General features: G+C 57.0%; 13 protein-coding genes. 8 read left to right on the forward strand and 5 right to left on the reverse strand.

Annotation, left to right across the window (positions count from 1 at the left end; all coding sequences use genetic code 11):
- Window positions 1-27 precede the first annotated feature (27 nt).
- The 3 genes from HK44_RS16310 to HK44_RS16320 all read left to right on the forward strand — a co-directional run bounded on the left by HK44_RS16310 (window position 28) and on the right by HK44_RS16320 (window position 4,064).
- The gene (locus HK44_RS16310; RefSeq protein ID WP_019690429.1) at window positions 28-975 is read left to right on the forward strand and encodes a GlxA family transcriptional regulator; all 948 of its coding nucleotides are present in this window, start codon (window positions 28-30) and stop codon (window positions 973-975) included.
- A 235-nt stretch (window positions 976-1,210) separates the two neighbouring features.
- The gene (locus HK44_RS16315; RefSeq protein WP_019690428.1) at window positions 1,211-2,422 is read left to right on the forward strand and encodes a M24 family metallopeptidase; all 1,212 of its coding nucleotides are present in this window, start codon (window positions 1,211-1,213) and stop codon (window positions 2,420-2,422) included.
- A gap of 301 nt (window positions 2,423-2,723) precedes the next feature.
- The gene (locus tag HK44_RS16320; protein WP_019690427.1) at window positions 2,724-4,064 is read left to right on the forward strand and encodes an MFS transporter; all 1,341 of its coding nucleotides are present in this window, start codon (window positions 2,724-2,726) and stop codon (window positions 4,062-4,064) included.
- 87 nt (window positions 4,065-4,151) lie between these two features.
- On the opposite strand, the gene HK44_RS16325 is transcribed toward HK44_RS16320, so the two are convergent.
- The 3 genes from HK44_RS16325 to HK44_RS16335 all read right to left on the reverse strand — a co-directional run bounded on the left by HK44_RS16325 (window position 4,152) and on the right by HK44_RS16335 (window position 7,753).
- Window positions 4,152-5,168, reverse strand: coding sequence for a GlxA family transcriptional regulator (locus HK44_RS16325; protein WP_019690426.1), 1,017 nt, complete (start codon window positions 5,166-5,168; stop codon window positions 4,152-4,154).
- Window positions 5,169-5,496: 328 nt separating this feature from the next.
- Window positions 5,497-6,891 carry a GABA permease gene (gene gabP, locus HK44_RS16330; RefSeq protein ID WP_019690425.1) on the reverse strand — a complete coding sequence of 465 codons (1,395 nt, stop codon included), beginning with the start codon at window positions 6,889-6,891 and terminating at the stop codon, window positions 5,497-5,499.
- Window positions 6,892-6,970: 79 nt separating this feature from the next.
- Window positions 6,971-7,753, reverse strand: coding sequence for a creatininase (locus HK44_RS16335; protein ID WP_019690424.1), 783 nt, complete (start codon window positions 7,751-7,753; stop codon window positions 6,971-6,973).
- Window positions 7,754-8,150: 397 nt separating this feature from the next.
- Here HK44_RS16335 and HK44_RS16340 point away from each other — a divergent pair, with 397 nt between their 5' ends.
- Genes HK44_RS16340 through HK44_RS16355 form a run of 4 tightly spaced genes read left to right on the forward strand, consistent with a single transcriptional unit; the run spans window position 8,151 to window position 12,154 of the window.
- Window positions 8,151-9,278, forward strand: a complete 1,128-nt coding sequence (locus tag HK44_RS16340; protein ID WP_019690423.1) for an extracellular solute-binding protein — start codon at window positions 8,151-8,153, stop codon at window positions 9,276-9,278.
- Between the two features lie 23 nt (window positions 9,279-9,301).
- Entirely contained in the window at window positions 9,302-10,231 is a 930-nt protein-coding gene (locus tag HK44_RS16345; protein ID WP_019690422.1) for an ABC transporter permease, read from the forward strand.
- Window positions 10,228-11,025 carry an ABC transporter permease gene (locus tag HK44_RS16350; protein WP_019690421.1) on the forward strand — a complete coding sequence of 266 codons (798 nt, stop codon included), beginning with the start codon at window positions 10,228-10,230 and terminating at the stop codon, window positions 11,023-11,025. Before HK44_RS16345 ends, HK44_RS16350 begins: the two co-directional genes overlap by 4 nt.
- Window positions 11,026-11,065: 40 nt before the next feature.
- Complete coding sequence (locus HK44_RS16355) at window positions 11,066-12,154, forward strand: ABC transporter ATP-binding protein (RefSeq protein WP_019690420.1); 1,089 nt, start codon at window positions 11,066-11,068, stop codon at window positions 12,152-12,154.
- Between the two features lie 151 nt (window positions 12,155-12,305).
- On the opposite strand, the gene HK44_RS16360 is transcribed toward HK44_RS16355, so the two are convergent.
- Both HK44_RS16360 and HK44_RS16365 read right to left on the reverse strand, forming a co-directional pair.
- The gene (locus HK44_RS16360; protein ID WP_019690419.1) at window positions 12,306-13,733 is read right to left on the reverse strand and encodes a sodium:solute symporter family protein; all 1,428 of its coding nucleotides are present in this window, start codon (window positions 13,731-13,733) and stop codon (window positions 12,306-12,308) included.
- Window positions 13,734-13,964: 231 nt separating this feature from the next.
- Window positions 13,965-14,912: a site-specific integrase gene (locus HK44_RS16365; protein ID WP_019690418.1), complete on the reverse strand. Its 948-nt coding sequence runs from the start codon at window positions 14,910-14,912 to the stop codon at window positions 13,965-13,967.
- 181 nt (window positions 14,913-15,093) lie between these two features.
- Here HK44_RS16365 and HK44_RS16370 point away from each other — a divergent pair, with 181 nt between their 5' ends.
- Window positions 15,094-16,062 (forward strand): DNA-binding protein, encoded by a 969-nt coding sequence (locus HK44_RS16370; protein ID WP_019690417.1) that lies wholly within the window; start codon window positions 15,094-15,096, stop codon window positions 16,060-16,062.
- Window positions 16,063-16,220: the final 158 nt, after the last annotated feature.

Below are 16,220 nucleotides of genomic sequence, written 5' to 3' on the forward strand. Positions count from 1 at the left end.
CCACCATCACCAACAGGAGAGTGGGAGATGCTGCAACCGACTGAATCTTGCCGGCAATCACTGGCGGCATTGCGTATTGGTTTCTGGTTGACGGAAGCCTTCGATTTGTATGCCTTGGCCAATGCGCTGGAACCTTTGCGCCTGGCCAATCAGGTGGCTGGGCGTAGCGTCTGCCAGTGGCAGATTCTCAGCCTGGAAGGCCAGCAACTGAGCGCCAGTAACGGCATGGCTTTCGCCACCGCACGACTGGATCAGGCACAGCCACTGGATGTGTTGATCCTCTGTGGTGGCGAGAACCTGCACACTCGAACGGATAATCCAGACCTTCGCCAGCAACTGCGCCACTGGGCCATGCAACCGATCGGGCTGGGGGCCTTTGGCAAGGCCGGCTGGCTGCTGGCGCAGATAGGCGCGCTGGACGGTTTGCGCTGCAGCCTGCCGGAACCCGACCCATCGCTGTCCTTCGGTACCTTCAATGAGTTGACGCCAGTGGCTGCACCGTTCTGCGTTGACCGCCAACGCCTGACCTGTGTCGGCCCACAGGCCGTTCGAGGGCTGATGCATGAACTGCTGGCCCGAACCTACGGTCGTGGTCTGGTACTGCGCATGGAGCAACACGTAGCCCGACAGGCCAAGCCTCTGCAATCGATGTACAACACCCCGACAAAACTTCAGGCGACACTGGCATTGATGAACAATCACCTGACCCGCACATTGGGTATCGACGAACTGGCTGAGGCCATGGGCATTTCTCGTCGACACCTGGAGCGGCTGTTCAAACGTAATCTGGGGTGTTCGCCATCACGGCACTATCTGGACTTGCGCCTGCAACAGGCACGTCAGTTATTGCAGACCGGTAAACGGTCGATGGCGGAGGTCGCTCGCGAGTGCGGATTTGTCTCGCTGCAACATTTTTTCCGCTGTTATCGCCAGTACTTCGGCGCGCACCCGCGCGAACATGTGGGAGCGAGCTAGATCGCGCTTGTCTGACCCGTTGCCAATGCCCCCGCCAAGCGGCTTTCACCGCGCTTGCCGGGGGCATTGTCGTTTTTGTCTGAGGGTGCTGAAAGCCACTTTTGAAAAGAGCGGATCTGACCAACTACAGGTCGGATTCGCGCAAAAAACCTCACTGTGCATCTGTTCGAATGATCTTCAGCGACCAGCCAGAGTGGCGCCATCTGTCGCTCAATCACTGACAAGGATAAATGACATGCAAATGCCGAAAACCATCCAGATCAAGAACGGCGAAAAAGTGACACCGACGTTCTCGGCTCAGGAATACGCCAATCGCCAGGCCAAATTGCGGGCTTACCTGGCGCAGAACGATATCGACGCGGCCGTTTTCACTTCCTATCACAACATCAACTACTACAGCGATTTCCTGTATTGCTCGTTCGGCCGTCAGTACGCGCTGGTTGTGACCCAGGACAGCGCCGTGACCATCAGTGCCAACATCGATGGCGGCCAGCCTTGGCGCCGGACCATGGGCACTGAGAACATCGTCTACACCGACTGGCAACGCGACAACTATTTCGTCGCGATCCAGCAAGCCTTGCCCAAGGCCGGTCGTATCGGCATTGAGTTCGATCATCTGAATTTGCTCAACCGCGACAAACTCGCCAGCCGTTACCCGCAGGCCGAACTGGTGGATATCGGCGCACCGTGCATGCGTATGCGCATGATCAAGTCTGCCGAAGAACACGCGATCATTCGTCACGGCGCCCGCGTGGCGGACATCGGCGGCGCGGCCATCATAGAGGCCTTGCGTGATCAGGTTCCTGAGTATGAAGTAGCCCTGCACGCCACTCAGGCGATGGTCCGCGAAATTGCCCGCACCTTCCCGGACTCCGAACTGATGGACACCTGGACCTGGTTCCAGTCCGGCATCAACACAGACGGCGCACATAACCCGGTGACCTCGCGCAAGGTCAACAAGGGCGACATCCTCAGCCTCAATTGCTTCCCGATGATCGCCGGTTACTACACCGCGCTGGAACGTACATTGTTCCTGGACCACTGTTCCGACGAGCATCTGCGTTTGTGGGAAGTTAACGTCAAAGTGCACGAGGCCGGTCTGAAACTGATCAAGCCGGGCATGCGCTGCTGCGACATCGCCCTGCAGTTGAACGAGATATTCCTCGAACACGATCTGCTGCAATACCGCACCTTCGGTTACGGTCACTCCTTCGGCACGCTGAGCCATTACTACGGCCGCGAAGCCGGGCTGGAACTGCGCGAAGACATCGACACCGTACTGGAACCGGGCATGGTGGTTTCCATTGAACCGATGATCATGCTGCCTGAAGGCCTTCCGGGAGCGGGTGGCTATCGTGAACATGACATCCTGATCGTCAACGAACAGGGTGGCGAAAACATCACCAAATTCCCGTATGGCCCGGAACACAACATCATCAAAAAATAATATCAGACGCCGCACAGAGTACCTGTGCGGCGTTTCTCTTTGATGAGTGGCAAAGGTGTAGAAAAAAACCGTCCCGGCGATTGAATCCAACCGAAAAAAAACCAACGCATGCGTGCCGAGAACGCGCAGCATTTACTGACCCTTAACCCTGCCAAGTAAAACAATAGAGGGTATTTGTCATGTTATACGTCTCGATTCCGGCCACAGGCCCAAAGCATCGCCACCTCAATCCTGCTTCAGGCAGCGATCAAGCGTTGCCTCTTCATCTCGATAACAGCACTTCTACCACCGGAGGTGCCCAATGAGCGCCCAAAGCGCAAGTCTGACACCGCCCCTGGATCAGCTGCTTGAACAGACGTCCGAGCGCAAGGCATTGCGCAGTGCGGCCAGTGCCAGTTTCATGGGTAATTTTGTCGAGTGGTTCGACTATGCGGCCTATGGCTACCTGGCAACGATCATCGCGCTGACGTTTTTTCCGCAAACTGATAAGGCGACAGGCTTGCTGGCGACTTTCGCGGTGTTCGCGCTGTCGTTTATCGTCCGTCCGGTAGGGGGATTGGTCTGGGGTCACTTCGGTGACAAATATGGGCGGCGTAGCGCGTTGTCCTGGTCGATTCTGATCATGTCCGTCTCAACCTTCTTTATCGGCGTTCTTCCCACTTACAATCATATCGGCCTCTGGGCGCCTGCCTTGCTGTTGCTGATCCGCCTGGTTCAAGGGTTTTCCGCTTCCGGCGAGTATGCCGGGGCATCGGCCTTTCTCGCCGAATATGCGCCTGAGGGTAAGCGCGGTTTGTACACCAGTATCGTCCCGGCGAGTACGGCAGCCGGTTTGTTGTTTGGCGCGGTGTTTGTGGCCGGTTTGCATTCGTGGATGAGTGTCGAGGATCTGCACAGCTGGGGGTGGCGCTTACCCTTTTTGTTAGCGGCACCATTCGGACTGGTGGGGCGCTATATCCGCATGAGATTACAAGACACGCCCAAGTTCCTGGAGATGGAAAAGCGCCTTGAAGCCAAGGAGTGCAAGACCCATGCTCCCGTTCGCGAATTGCTCACCGTACACCGGCGCAGCGTGATGATCGGGATTGGTGTGACCTGCCTGAATGCGGTGGCGTTCTACCTGTTGCTCAGTTACATGCCAACCTACCTGTCCACTGAAATGGGCATGAGCGAGAGTGATTCGTTCATGGCCTCGACAGTTTCGCTGGCGACCTATATCGGGCTGATTTTTCTGATGGGCAAGTTGTCGGACCGGTTCGGGCGCAAGACCATGTTGGTGACTGCTTCGTTACTGTTTTTGGCGATGACGTTTCCGCTGTTTGGCATGCTCAACAACCAGCCACTGATCGTGGTGTTGATGATCCAGATTGCCTTCGGCGCAATCCTGGCGATGAACGACGGCACCTTGCCGTGCTTTCTCGCTGAGATATTCCCGACCCGTGTGCGCTTCAGTGGTTTTGCCTTCAGCTTCAATATTGCCAATGCAGTGTTCGGCGGCACCGCACCATTTATCGCGACCTGGCTGATTCAACTGACCGGCAACAAAATGGCCCCGGCCTGGTATCTGCTGGCGGCAGCGGCGGTGGCTTTGATTGCCATGCTGATGAGCCGGGAAACCGCGCATAAAGCCTTGCAGGACTGACCCGCAACATCGCAATACCGTAGAAAGCCGGGTTACTGGCGATGGCGACCTCATGGACGCCATTGCCGGCAAGCCGGCTCCTGCGAATTAATGCAAGGACGCCACTTGCTTGCGCTCACCGATGGGCGATACCCCGAAGAAGCGGCTGTAGCATTTGGAGAAATGCGCAGGTGAAACAAAGCCGCAGGCGAGGGCGATATCGCGTACTTGCGACTCGCTACGTAACAGTAATTGCCGCGCCCGTGAAAGGCGCAATTCCAGGTAGTACTGACTCGGCGTGCGTTGCAGATGCTTGTGAAACAGGCGTTCCAGCTGCCGCACCGACACCTCGTTCAATCGCGCGAGTTCCTCAAGGCCCACCGGCTCCTCGAGATTGGCTTCCATGATCGCCACCATCTGACTGAGCTTGGGCTGGGACGTGCCCAGTTTTTGCCGCAATGGCACACGCTGTTGCTCCTGCGCGCCACGTACCCGATCACACAGGAGCAGCTCGGCCGCATGAGCCGCGATGTCCCGGCCACCGGGTTCGCGGGCAATCAATTGCAGCGTCATGTCCATGGACGCCACGCCACCGGAACAGGTGTAGCGATCGCGATCGAGCTCGAACAGCTGGTTGGAAATGATGATCCCTGGAAAACGTTCCTTCAGCGCCTCGATGTCTTCCCAGTGAATCGTGCAGCGATAGCCCTTGAGCAAATCGGCGCGTGCCAACAAGTGGCTCCCCGTGCAAATCCCGCCGAGTGACACCTGATCATGCGCCAGCTTACGTAGCCAATTGAGCAACGGTCGGCTGCTGTGATTGGAGACGATCGGGTTTGATCCGACAACGAACAGAATGTCGAGTTTGGGTGCATCGGTGATGGAGTAGTCGGGCAGGATACGCATGCCGTTGCTGGCAGTGACTGGCTCCAGGCTGGCTGCGATGATGACCGTGCGGAACATCGGTTGGCGAGCCGCTATATTGGCCATGCGCAGGGTTTCCACGGCGGAGGCGAAGCCGATGGTGGTGAAGTTAGGGATGACCAGAAAGCCCACGGTTTTCACCGGCCGTTGTTCACTGGCCGAACGTCTCGCGGCGGGGGGCGCCGTCTGGAGTTTCGCCATTAATACTACTCCTCAACTGCATAAGGGACGCGCGCTGCGGCAAGCTGCCGACATTGGCGACATCCTCTCGTTTTTATGATTGTTAACCCTGGTTTCGGGTTTCTGGATCTTACACCGAGTGTCCGATCAATAGACCAAAACGAGATGAATTTGCACGCAATATGTGATTGGGACTGGATCTGGCTACATGGCCGAAGGGGAGTGTACAAAACCAGGGGAGAATGGCCGGAGGGATAAAGAAAAAAACCGGCCAGCTCGTGGTGGAGAGCGGGCCGGAAAGAGGTGAGCGAGGATGAATGTTCGTATACGACGTTATGTGGATATCGAGTCAAGCGTTTTCTGTTTGAGCCATATCAACGTTTTGCAATGTCGTTTTCTTGGAGTTGAAGATTGCGCCAATGCAAACGATGGACAGTGTGAGCGCACCCGTAGCAATAACTTCCATGCGGTGCTCTGGCAAAATCAGCATGACAATCAGGATGCTCAGGATGCAGAAAATAACCAGGTAGCTGAGCCAAGGGTAAAACCACATTTTGAATGCGATCGGCTGTCCCGAAGCATTCATTTTTTTGCGAAGTACCAGTTGAGAAACAGCAATGGCCAGATAGACCAGCAGCGCAACAGCTCCAGAGCTGGCCAGCAGGAAGGAGAACACTTCGTTGGGCGCAAAATAATTGAGTGCCGTGGTCAGGAAACCAACCGCTGTGCTGGCCAGCACCGCAATATAGGGCACCCCGGAAGACGAAGTCTTCTGAAGTACTTGAGGGCCATCCCCGCGCTTGCTCAGAGAGTAGACCATGCGTGACGCCGTATAGATGGCTGAGTTAAGGCAGCTGGCGACAGCAATCAGCACGACGATATCTACAATCATTTTCGCGTGTGGAATATTCATCAACTCAAGCGCTCTCTGATAAGAGCCGACTTCCATAAGCATGGGGTCGTTCCAAGGGACGATGGAGATGATGAGGAACACCGATACGATATAGAAAATCCCCATGCGCCAGACGACGGAGTTTGTCGCGCGGGTTATCTGTCTGGAGGGGTTCTGAGATTCAGCAGCGGCAATGGTGACGATTTCTGTGCCCATGAAGCTGAACACTGTAGTCAGCATCGCACCGATAACGGCTGTCATGCCATGGGGCATGAAACCACCAAACTCATGGCTCAATTGAACGACACCGCTGACCGTCGTATCCGGCAATGCACCTGCCAGGGCCAGTGCGCCAAGCGCGATAAACCCCAACACGGCGATCACTTTGAGCATGGCGAACCAGAATTCAAACTCCCCGTAACGGGCGACGCTGAACAGATTGGTCAATGTCAGCAGGCCGGTGACGGCTATCGCAAACTCCCAGGTTTGAATGGCGGGAAACCAGGCGTGCAGGATGGCGGCAGCGGCGATGGCCTCAATGGGAATGACCAGCACCCAGAACCACCAGTAGAGCCAACCGATGGTGAAGCCGGCGCTTCGTCCCATCGCCCGCTCGGCGTAGGTCGAAAAAGATCCTGTATCCGGCGATGCAACTGCCATCTCTCCCAGCATGCGCATGACCAGCACCACCAGGGTGCCGGAAAAAATGTACGCCAGGATGGCGGCAGGCCCTGCCGCGGCGATGGCGTGTCCTGAACCGATGAACAGGCCGGCGCCAATGGCACCGGCAATGGACAGCATGGTGACGTGACGCTGCTTGAGGCCTGGGGCCAGGTTTGAGCTGCTGGACATGAGACTTACCCTTTTTATTCTATTTGGGGAGGGGAAAGCGTTAACCGTGGGCGTGTGTTCCGGCACGTCCGTGTGTTCTTCAAGTCTCCAATTCAAACGCTTCCCGTACCGCGGCGCTGATGCCCGAGACACAGACTTCGAGAATCAGTTCGCCTTTCTCGCGACTGGATCCTTTAGGCGAGGACAGCGTTCCGCAGGCTGGCGTGCGCTCCGGGATGATGGGGAAGACGTCGTATGGCGCAAAAGTGGCGGGAGGGTGGTCAACCGCACGACTCAGATCAACCTTGTCGGGGTGAAGGGCCAGCATCAAGGACGTTTCGAAAATACCGCCATGCTCGATATCCCAACCGAGGAATCCGTCGGGGTATAGCTTTTCGATGACGGCGGGATCGTTGACGAAGTCCCAATAAGACAGCACGACAACTTTGAAGTCACTGATGCCAGCGTAGCGAAGTTCTCGCAGGGCCAGATCAATGCCCTCGACGATGAACATCGAGTTTTCGTAGTGACCGTTCATCATCACCAGTTTGCGTGCCCCATGGCGTGCAAGCTCTCTGATGATGTCCTGCACGGTCCTGGTCAGCGTGGCGCCATCAAGGCTGGTAGTTCCAGGAAAGTGGTTGCCGCCGCCTGATTTCTGCTGAGACTTGTAGCCATAGGCCAGGGCAGGCAAAACCAGGCCGCTGACATTTTGCGCTACCGCCTTGCAGAGGGCGGTAGGCAGTAGCACATCGACTTCCATACACATGTGATGACCATGCTGCTCCAGGGCACCAACCGGCAGAAAGACAGGGCAGCCGGTAGCAACCTTCTCTGCATACTCCGGCCAGGTGAGTTCTCCAATAACGACACTGTTGTTCATCTACACACCCTTAGAAAGTGATTGACCGCTTGGTGATTTTTAAACAGTGGCTGGGGGCGTTTGCCTGTTGTCCGAGCAACCCGTTGGATTGCAGGAATCGAAGGGGCTGCGCAGAGCAATTCGATCAGATAGGGAAGGCACGGATTTGTCTAAATCCGACCCATAAATGACAAAACACCCTCTAACTTGGCATTTATGGCTAGGCAATGAGCTACGCAGATGCCGCTTTTGAGCAAGAGCGGCGATAAGTCGTATCTGACAAAGTCCAGGTCGGGCGCGCACAAAAATGGATGGTAGCGAACTGCTGCAATGCATCGGGCCAGCCAATGAAGCGTTGGGTTGGCAGCGATAACAGGCCGCAGACAAGAGCACCTTCCATCATCCGGGAGAGACAATAATGAAAAATCGCATCGACCTTTCGCGCCGTACATTCCTCAAGACCAGCAGTATCCTGGCGGGTACCGCAGCGCTTTGTGGTGTGCTGCCCTTGAGAAGTTTTGCCGCAGCGGAAAAAGAACTGGTCATCCTCGCATGGGCAGGACACGCAGAGCCGGACATCGTCGCCAACTTCGAGCGCATGTACGGGGTCAAGGTCCGGGCCAAGTACTACACCGGAGGGGACAACATGCTGGGGCTGATCTCGCAATCGCCACCCGGCACCTTCGATCTGATCCTGTCCGACGCCGAATATGTTCAACAACTCAATGCCGCCGAATACATCGAGCAGCTCGACCCCGCTGACTACCCCTTCGATGACTTCTACCCCGAGTTCCAGCATTTCCCTGGCCACTGGCAGGGGGGCAAGCTCTATTCGGTCCTGATTCGGTTTGGCTTTCTCGGCATCGCCTACAACACCCAACTTGTTCCCGAAGCCAAAGTGCGCAGCTACGACGTGTTCTGGGACGAAAGCCTCAAAGGCAAAGTTGGACACTTCGACTGGCACTTGCCGAACCTTGGGCAGATCAGTTTGATGAATGGCAATGCGCGTCCCTATGACATCGATACCGCGCACTGGCAGACGGTCCAGCAGAAGATGATGAGTCTGCGCCCGCAGATCGGTGGCTTCTTCGATTACGGCGGAACCTTTTCTTCGCTGAAGAACGGTCAGATCCATGCAATGTGCGGTATCGGCGACTGGATCACCGGTGTCTTGCAGCGCGCCGGCGCACCGGTAAAAACCGTTCTGCCGGAGGAGGGTGGGTTGCAATGGACGGAGTCTTACTGCATCGCCAGAAAAGCTCACAGCCCGGAGCTGGCGAAGAAGTTCATCCAGTACATCACCTCACCAGAAGGCCAGGTCAAGTCGGCGAAGATGGCCGCCTATCCAGCCCTCATCCCCAGCAAGCGAGGCTGGGAACTGCTGAACCGGACCGATCCTGTCGAAGCGAAGCGTCAAGGCATGGTGCTTGGCCAGCGCAACGTCATGGATGACATCCGTGATGGTCGCATCAAGTACCGCGAGCTCCCGGTCCAGCAAAACCTGGAGGAGTGGAACGACTTCTGGTCGCAATACAAGGGCGCTTGACGAGACGCGTGGAGGTGGTCGCAATGATTTCAGACAAATTAAAGACTTCACCGCCGGTACTTGCCGGCAACGCTGCCGCTGAGACGCCGACGCGGCAGCGCGGCAACAAGAGGGCATTGCGCATACCCTGGTACGGCCTCAGCTTCTCGATGCCAATCCTGATCTGGCAGTTGATCTTCTTCATATTCCCGCTGGCGTTCCTGATGGCGATCAGTTTCTGGGTCGTGCGCAACTTCCGGATGGTGCCGACGTTCGAGTGGGTGAACTGGAGCTACATGCTTAGCCGCGGGTTCTTCTGGGACGCCTATGTCCACACCCTAGCAATGGCCGCGGGGGCAACGGTGCTGGTCAGCATGATGGCTTTCCCCTGCGCCTATGCGATCGCCTTCAAGTTCCGCGAGTCGGCTAAGCAGTTGCTAGTGCTGCTGCTCATCACACCGTTCTTCACCAGCTACCTGGTGCGTACCTATTCATGGCAGGTGTTCCTCAGCGATAACGGCATTTTCAACGCCGCGTTAGGCCAGCTCGGGCTGCAGCCGTTGCCCATGCTCAACACTGCGTTCGGCACCTATGTCGGCTACTTCACGCTATGCCTGCCGCTGGTGGTGTTGTTGCAACTGTTCAGCCTGATGTACATCGACCGCTCGCTTATCGAGGCGGCGCACAACCTCGGCTGCGGACGGATGAAGACGGTCGTCCAGGTGGTGGTGCCGTCCGCGCGGATCGGCATCGTCGTCGCGGCGTTGTTCTGCTTCATCCTGACGTTCGGCGACTTTGTCAGTCCGCTCTACCTGGGCGGTGGTCAGCCGCCGACCTTGAGCACGCTGATCACCGATACCACCAAGTCCGGCCAGCAATGGCCGCGCGCGGCGGTGATCGCAACGATGATGATCGTGACGCTACTGATCGCGGCCTTCGGTGCAGTCCGCTTCGCTTACCGGAGGCGCGCATGAACGAGCATCGCCTGATTAACTTCTTGCTGCGCAGCTTTGTCGTATTGGTGTTCATCTTCATCTTTACGCCAATTGCCGGCAGCTTCGTCTTCTCATTCAACATCGACCGTTTTCCATCCTTGCCGCTGGGCGGCTTCAGCCTGCACTGGTACGAGATGATCGCCGCCGACCCGGCGGTTTGGCAGGCATTCAGGAACAGTCTCGAGGTGGGTGTGGTGGTGTCGCTGGTATCGACCCTGCTCGGCTTCACTGCAGCCTATACAGACTTGCGCTACCAGTTCTTCGGCAAGTCGATATACATGGCGCTCGCGCTGCTGCCGCCCACCATTCCGGTGGTGATCATGGGGCTGGCAATGCTGGCTTTCCTGTCGCGGGTCGGGCTTTCCGGCGAGATATACGCCGTAATGATCAGCCATATCGTGATGTGTGCGCCGTTCGCGATGGCGGTGATCCGGATGCGCCTGGCGCAGATGGATCCGAACATTGAGGCTGCAGCGTGGAACCTCGGCGCCAGTCAATGGAAGGGCATGCGCTATGTGATCCTGCCGTTCGCGGCGCCCAGCATTTTCGCCGCGCTGTTTGTGACCATGGCCGTTTCCTTCGACGAGTTCGCTGTCGCCTGGTTCGTGTCGGGGCTCAACGAAACGGTGCCGGTGCGCATCCTCAATACCTTGCAAGGGCAGGTGAGCCCGACCATCAATGCGATCGGGACGATCGTCTTCATTACGACCATGACCTTGGTGATCCTCGCACAGCTGCTGCTGATGCGGCGCAAGAAGCCGGCGAGCGCCTGAGGCTCCCCTGACAACCACCTGAACCCGAAGGAATTCAACCATGACTCAACCGCTGGTGGTATTTGATAATGTGGTCAAGCATTTCGGCAGCTATCAGGCCGTCGAGCGTATGAACCTGGAAATTTACAAAGGCGAGTTCGTCGCGATCATGGGTTCGAGCGGCTGCGGCAAGACCACAACGCTACGCATGCTCGCTGGCCTCGACAAGCCGAGCGAAGGCGAGATTCGCCTGAACGGCGAGCGGATTAATGACCTCTATTCCTGGGAGCGGGAGACGCCGCTGGTCTGGCAAAACCTGGCGCTGTTTCCGTTCCTCAACGTGCTCGAGAACGTTGAGTTCGGTCTGCGGATGCGAGGCATGGCCAAGGCCGAGCGGCGCAAGAAGGCGCTGCATTGGCTTGAGCGGCTTGGGTTGGAGGAATTCGCCACGCGCGATATCAGCCTGCTCTCTGGTGGCCAGCGCCAACGTGTGGCGCTGGCACGTTCGTTGGTCACTGAACCGCCGATCCTGCTACTCGACGAGCCGCTGAGCGCGCTCGATGCTCATCTGAGCGTACGAATGCAGGGCGTGCTGACCGGGCTGCAAAAAGACCTTGGTATCACCTTTGTCTACGTCACCCACAGTCAATCCGAAGCCTTTGCGATGGCCGATCGCGTTGTGATCATGAGTCGGGGGCGGGTTGAACAGATTGGATCGCCGCAGGCGGTTTTCATCGAGCCGCACAACCGCTTTGTCGCCGAGTTTGTTGGCGGCAAGAACATCCTTTGCGGCACTGTCGCCGGCTTCGATGATGGAGGGTTGGTCCGTATCGATTCGGAGCACGGCGAGTTCCAGGCGCGGCTGCCGGAGGGTAAGTCGGTTGTCCCCGCAGAGCGAGTCACTGTCTGCGTGAGTGCCGAGCATATCGACCTGACCGCGCAGCCTGCCCGGCGCAACCGGCTGGTTTGCACCGTGGTCGGTGAAGAGTTCATCGGTTCGATGGTAAACATCTACCTCGAAACCAGCAGTGGGCTCGAGCTGCAGGTGCAGAAGCCGCATGCCGATTACAACCTGCTTGGCGTGCACTGCGGCCAAAAAATCTTCGCTGAGTGGGACGGTGCGTATGCGCTGATTCTACGCGGCGACTGATATCGGGGCCGTCCAAGCTGTTTGGCAACCGCTGCGCCAGGAAAATCCGCAACCCATATCAGGTTCCGGATTTTCCCGCTGTTCAAGGATGAGTCACTAGTCCCTGAGCTGCATTGTCGATTTGAGCGGGGTGACTGCGTTAATAAAGTGGTCAGGCACCCTGTTGTTTCAGCTGTTCTACGGCTATCGGTTCAACCGGCTCGGGCGGTGCACCGCGTCGTGTAACGTGGCTGATGCTCATGATCACCAGCGGCGTGAAAAGGGCGATGTAGGCATTGTCGATGCCCCACGGATTGCCTGCCAGGAACCAGCCGACGGTAGCCACCAGGGAGACGATGATGCTCAGAAACGCGGCTGTCGCAGTGCCGAATTTCGGTGCGTAGAACACCATCAGTACCAGCACTGCCAGAGAGGCGCGCAGCGCCTTGCCGAGGAACGCAATCATCAGCACTTTGTCAGACGTCAGGGCCAGCGCGATGGGCAGCAGGCCGACGGCGATGGTGGCCAGGCGTACAAAGCGCAGGGATTTCACGTCGCTTTTTTCCGGGTTGAACCATGGCTCGTAGAAGTCGCGCAGCAACAATGTGGCCGAGCCCATGCTGACCGCCGAGATGGTGCCGAACAGCGAACCTGCCAAACCTGCGACAACCAGGCCGGCCGTCAGTTGGTCCATGCTTGCGATCAGTCGCGGGAAGGCCTGCAGCGAATCGACCTGAGAGAATAACGCCGCGCTGCACATGCCGATCAATGCAGCCCCTATACCGAATGGGATCATCAGGATTGCGCAATAGAAGCACGCGCGCTGCGCCTTTCCTGCGTCGCTGACGGTGTTCACCGCCTGAATGACATATTGGGTGGAGAAGATCGAGCCAATACCGGCAATCATCCAGGCGATGATTTGCCCCCAGCCGATGGCGGTCCAGTCGAACATGCTTTGCGGCAATTGAGTCTGTAGCGCGCTGATCCCGCCGACCTGCTTCAGGCCGAACCACAACGCTAACCCGACGCCGAGGTATTTGAGGCTGGCGTGTACGAAGTTGGTGTAGATGACCGAGCGCATACCGCCGATGCTGACATACATTACCGACACAACACCCACAATGATGATCGCCAGAGTGCGATCCACTTGCAGCACACTGGCCAAAACCGCACCGCCGCTGGCATAGATCGAAACCGCGACGATCTCCAGGGCGAAGATGGTGATGATCGATGTGGCGAAACGGGTTTTTTGCCCGTAGTTGCGCGCCAGTACACCGGAGATGGTGTTGTCGCCCAGCTCTTTGTATTTACGCGCCAGCAGCCACGCGAACAACACAAAACCCAACGCCAGCGCGAAGAGGTTCCAGGCGGCAGAGATTCCGGTTTTGAAGCCAGTTTGAGCGGTACCGACACTGACAGCCGTGCCAATGAATTCCGACAGCATCAGGAAGCCGATCAAGAACGCAGGGAAGTGCCCGCCGCCGGTGGTGTAGTTAGTGGCGCTACGGGAATGCCGACGAACACCGAAGCTGATCAGCGCGAGGCTGAGCACGTAGAAACCGGTGATGGAAAGGACGATCCAGGAAGAGGAGGGCTGCATGTTCGTTACCCGATCAACGCGTTGAAGGTTGATGGGGACACTGTTGGAGCGTTTTCTCTGGCATGGCTCATGATTATGCTCTTTAGGTATTTTTGTGATTGATTTCAGTTTCCTCTCTATTGTTTAGGCGGTCTAATATCGAACAAGTATTGCTTGATACTTTAAAGGTATTTTTTTGCGTGTTGGTATCGATCAGGTTGTCGGGGCCTGCTGAGGGTTTTGAAGAAAGAATCAGGGCGCGGGAAGCTTCGCTGCTTGCGAGTGAATTGTCAGGCCTCCAAAGGAAATGCTTGCATCGACATATCGCAACGCCGACTTCACATCCTTCCATCCCACATAACTCATCAGTCCCTTTATATCCCAGCCGTTCGCTGAGGCCCAGGTCGCAAAGCCTCGACGCATGGAGTGACTGCTATAGAGATCAGCCGAAACACCGGCCTGTTTGAGGATGCGGCGAAGCATGGGGATCAGGCTGTTGGCGTTAATACCGCCCTCGGCAAGATTGCCCCAGCGATCCACTTTCCTGAACACCGGCCCGCGCGCAATGCCGGCCACGGTGATCCAGTTGATATATGCCTGCACAGGGCAAAGCTTCTTGAGGGCAGGGGTGTAGAACGTCGCCCCTAGGTGTTGTCGATCGCCTTTGGTGTGTGGCAGATAGAAAGTGATGCCGACGCCGGACTCCGCCTGAGTGTGTTCGACCTGGAGACGTGCCAGTTCGTCACCCCGAAAGCCCCGCCAGAATCCGATCAGTAGCAAGGCGATGTCGCGTCGATGCTTCATCACACTCCGGAAATCGTCACGCTCCGCCGCAAGGGCCGCTTCGCGCTCAAGCCAGCCCACCGCTTGTTCCAAGTGAAGTAGAAGGAGAGGGGCAGCCTGTTTCTCTTGGGCCGGATGCAATGTTCGGATGCCCTTGATCATCTGCCTAACGTTGGGCGTCTTGGTGGGATCAGGGAATCCCTGAGTGATGTGCCACTGAGCCAGTGCGGCCAGGCGCTGCTTCAGCGTGTTGATGGTGTGCTTGTCAGCGTACTCGGCGAGGTAACGCACGATGCTCTCTCCGGTCGCCGGCAGGAACCCACCCCAGGTGACTTCGAAGTGCTCCACCGCCGCGCGGTAGCTGCGCCGGGTGTTTTCCCGGGTGCCGGCCTGCAGGTAGCGATCCGCCTTGTTCATCTAAGCCCATCCACCGTAAACGTACCTTTTCCGGCAGCGGAAAAGACGATTTTTGCGTATCAGATGCGATAACGCTCAATTATTTTATCAGATGAGTGCGGTTTTATAAGTCTTTACTTTCCGAAAAAATAGAACGTAAATACGTAGTATGTAAAACAGTACGAAATCGTAGGAGCAAAAAATGGCCCGTGGCGGCATCAACAAGGCAATCGTGCAGAAAGCGCGTGAGGCGCTGCTGGCGCGCGGGGAGAATCCGAGCATTGATGCTGTGCGGGTCGAGCTCGGGAATACCGGCTCGAAAACTACAATTCATCGCTATCTGAAGGAACTTGATGAGGTTGATCAGCGCCGAAAAGCGCCTCAGCAGGGGCTGAGCGACGAATTGACCGAGTTGGTCACGCGGGTGGCACAGCGCTTGGCGGAGGAGGGCGAGGAGCAGATTCAACGCGCGCTCGCGACTTCTGACGCTGACAAGGCTGAGTTGAAGGAGCAACTAGAAGCCAGCCAGGTTGCACTAAGGCAGCTTCAGCAGCAGTTCGATATCCAGCGTATCGCCCTGGATACGGAGTCAGCTGAACTGCAGACCTGCCGTACGACATTACAGGCCGAACAAACCCGTAATGCCCGGCTGAGTCAGTCCAACCTGGATCTTGAAGTGCGGTTGACGGACAAGGAGCAGCAGATTCGCTCGCTGGAGGAGAAGCACCTGCATGCTCGTGATGCGCTAGAGCACTACCGAGGCGCAATTAAAGAACAACGTGAGCAAGAACAGCGTCGCCATGAAGGGCAGTTACAGCAGATCCAAATGGAGCTGCGTCATCAGCAGCAGACGCTGATCATCAAGCAGGATGAGCTGACAACGCTAAACCGCGACAATGAGCGCCTGCTAACAGAAGCTCGCCAGCAGCAGAAGGCGTATTTGGATCAGGGAACGGCTAAGGAACGCCAAGCTGGTGAAATAAACTCGCTCAAAACCCTGATCGCGCAGGGCGAAGGCGGCAAACAGGTGTTGCTTGATCAGGTCAGCAGCTTGCAGCGCAACATGAATGAGCTTGCTGATGCTCTCGAGAAGAAATCGCTAGAGGCGAACGGACTGGCAGAAGCGTTAGATGCTGCTCGAAAAACCATCGCAAAAAAAGTCGATGACTAAGGCGCATCGAGCCGCAATCGGAAAGGATGCGCCGTGCCCAGACCAATACTCGCTCGCCATCCGCAGTAAAGCCTTCAAAGCGGCGGCTGCGTTGCACCACCGAGACACCCGGTACCTGTTCGAGACTGCGAATGGCACCCGAAAGCACTGGTTGAGAG

The organism is Pseudomonas fluorescens HK44 (assembly GCF_000217955.3).
GTDB lineage: Bacteria > Pseudomonadota > Gammaproteobacteria > Pseudomonadales > Pseudomonadaceae > Aquipseudomonas > Aquipseudomonas fluorescens_AQ.

Coding starts and splice junctions, on each gene's coding strand:
- HK44_RS16325 (WP_019690426.1), bottom strand. CDS start 5,168: ATGGCGAAACTCCAGACGGCGCCCCCCGCCGCGAGACGTTCGGCCAGT.
- HK44_RS16320 (WP_019690427.1), top strand. CDS start 2,724: ATGAGCGCCCAAAGCGCAAGTCTGACACCGCCCCTGGATCAGCTGCTT.
- gabP (WP_019690425.1), bottom strand. CDS start 6,891: ATGTCCAGCAGCTCAAACCTGGCCCCAGGCCTCAAGCAGCGTCACGTC.
- HK44_RS16310 (WP_019690429.1), top strand. CDS start 28: ATGCTGCAACCGACTGAATCTTGCCGGCAATCACTGGCGGCATTGCGT.
- HK44_RS16365 (WP_019690418.1), bottom strand. CDS start 14,912: ATGAACAAGGCGGATCGCTACCTGCAGGCCGGCACCCGGGAAAACACC.
- HK44_RS16360 (WP_019690419.1), bottom strand. CDS start 13,733: ATGCAGCCCTCCTCTTCCTGGATCGTCCTTTCCATCACCGGTTTCTAC.
- HK44_RS16370 (WP_019690417.1), top strand. CDS start 15,094: ATGGCCCGTGGCGGCATCAACAAGGCAATCGTGCAGAAAGCGCGTGAG.
- HK44_RS16315 (WP_019690428.1), top strand. CDS start 1,211: ATGCAAATGCCGAAAACCATCCAGATCAAGAACGGCGAAAAAGTGACA.
- HK44_RS16350 (WP_019690421.1), top strand. CDS start 10,228: ATGAACGAGCATCGCCTGATTAACTTCTTGCTGCGCAGCTTTGTCGTA.
- HK44_RS16340 (WP_019690423.1), top strand. CDS start 8,151: ATGAAAAATCGCATCGACCTTTCGCGCCGTACATTCCTCAAGACCAGC.
- HK44_RS16355 (WP_019690420.1), top strand. CDS start 11,066: ATGACTCAACCGCTGGTGGTATTTGATAATGTGGTCAAGCATTTCGGC.
- HK44_RS16345 (WP_019690422.1), top strand. CDS start 9,302: ATGATTTCAGACAAATTAAAGACTTCACCGCCGGTACTTGCCGGCAAC.
- HK44_RS16335 (WP_019690424.1), bottom strand. CDS start 7,753: ATGAACAACAGTGTCGTTATTGGAGAACTCACCTGGCCGGAGTATGCA.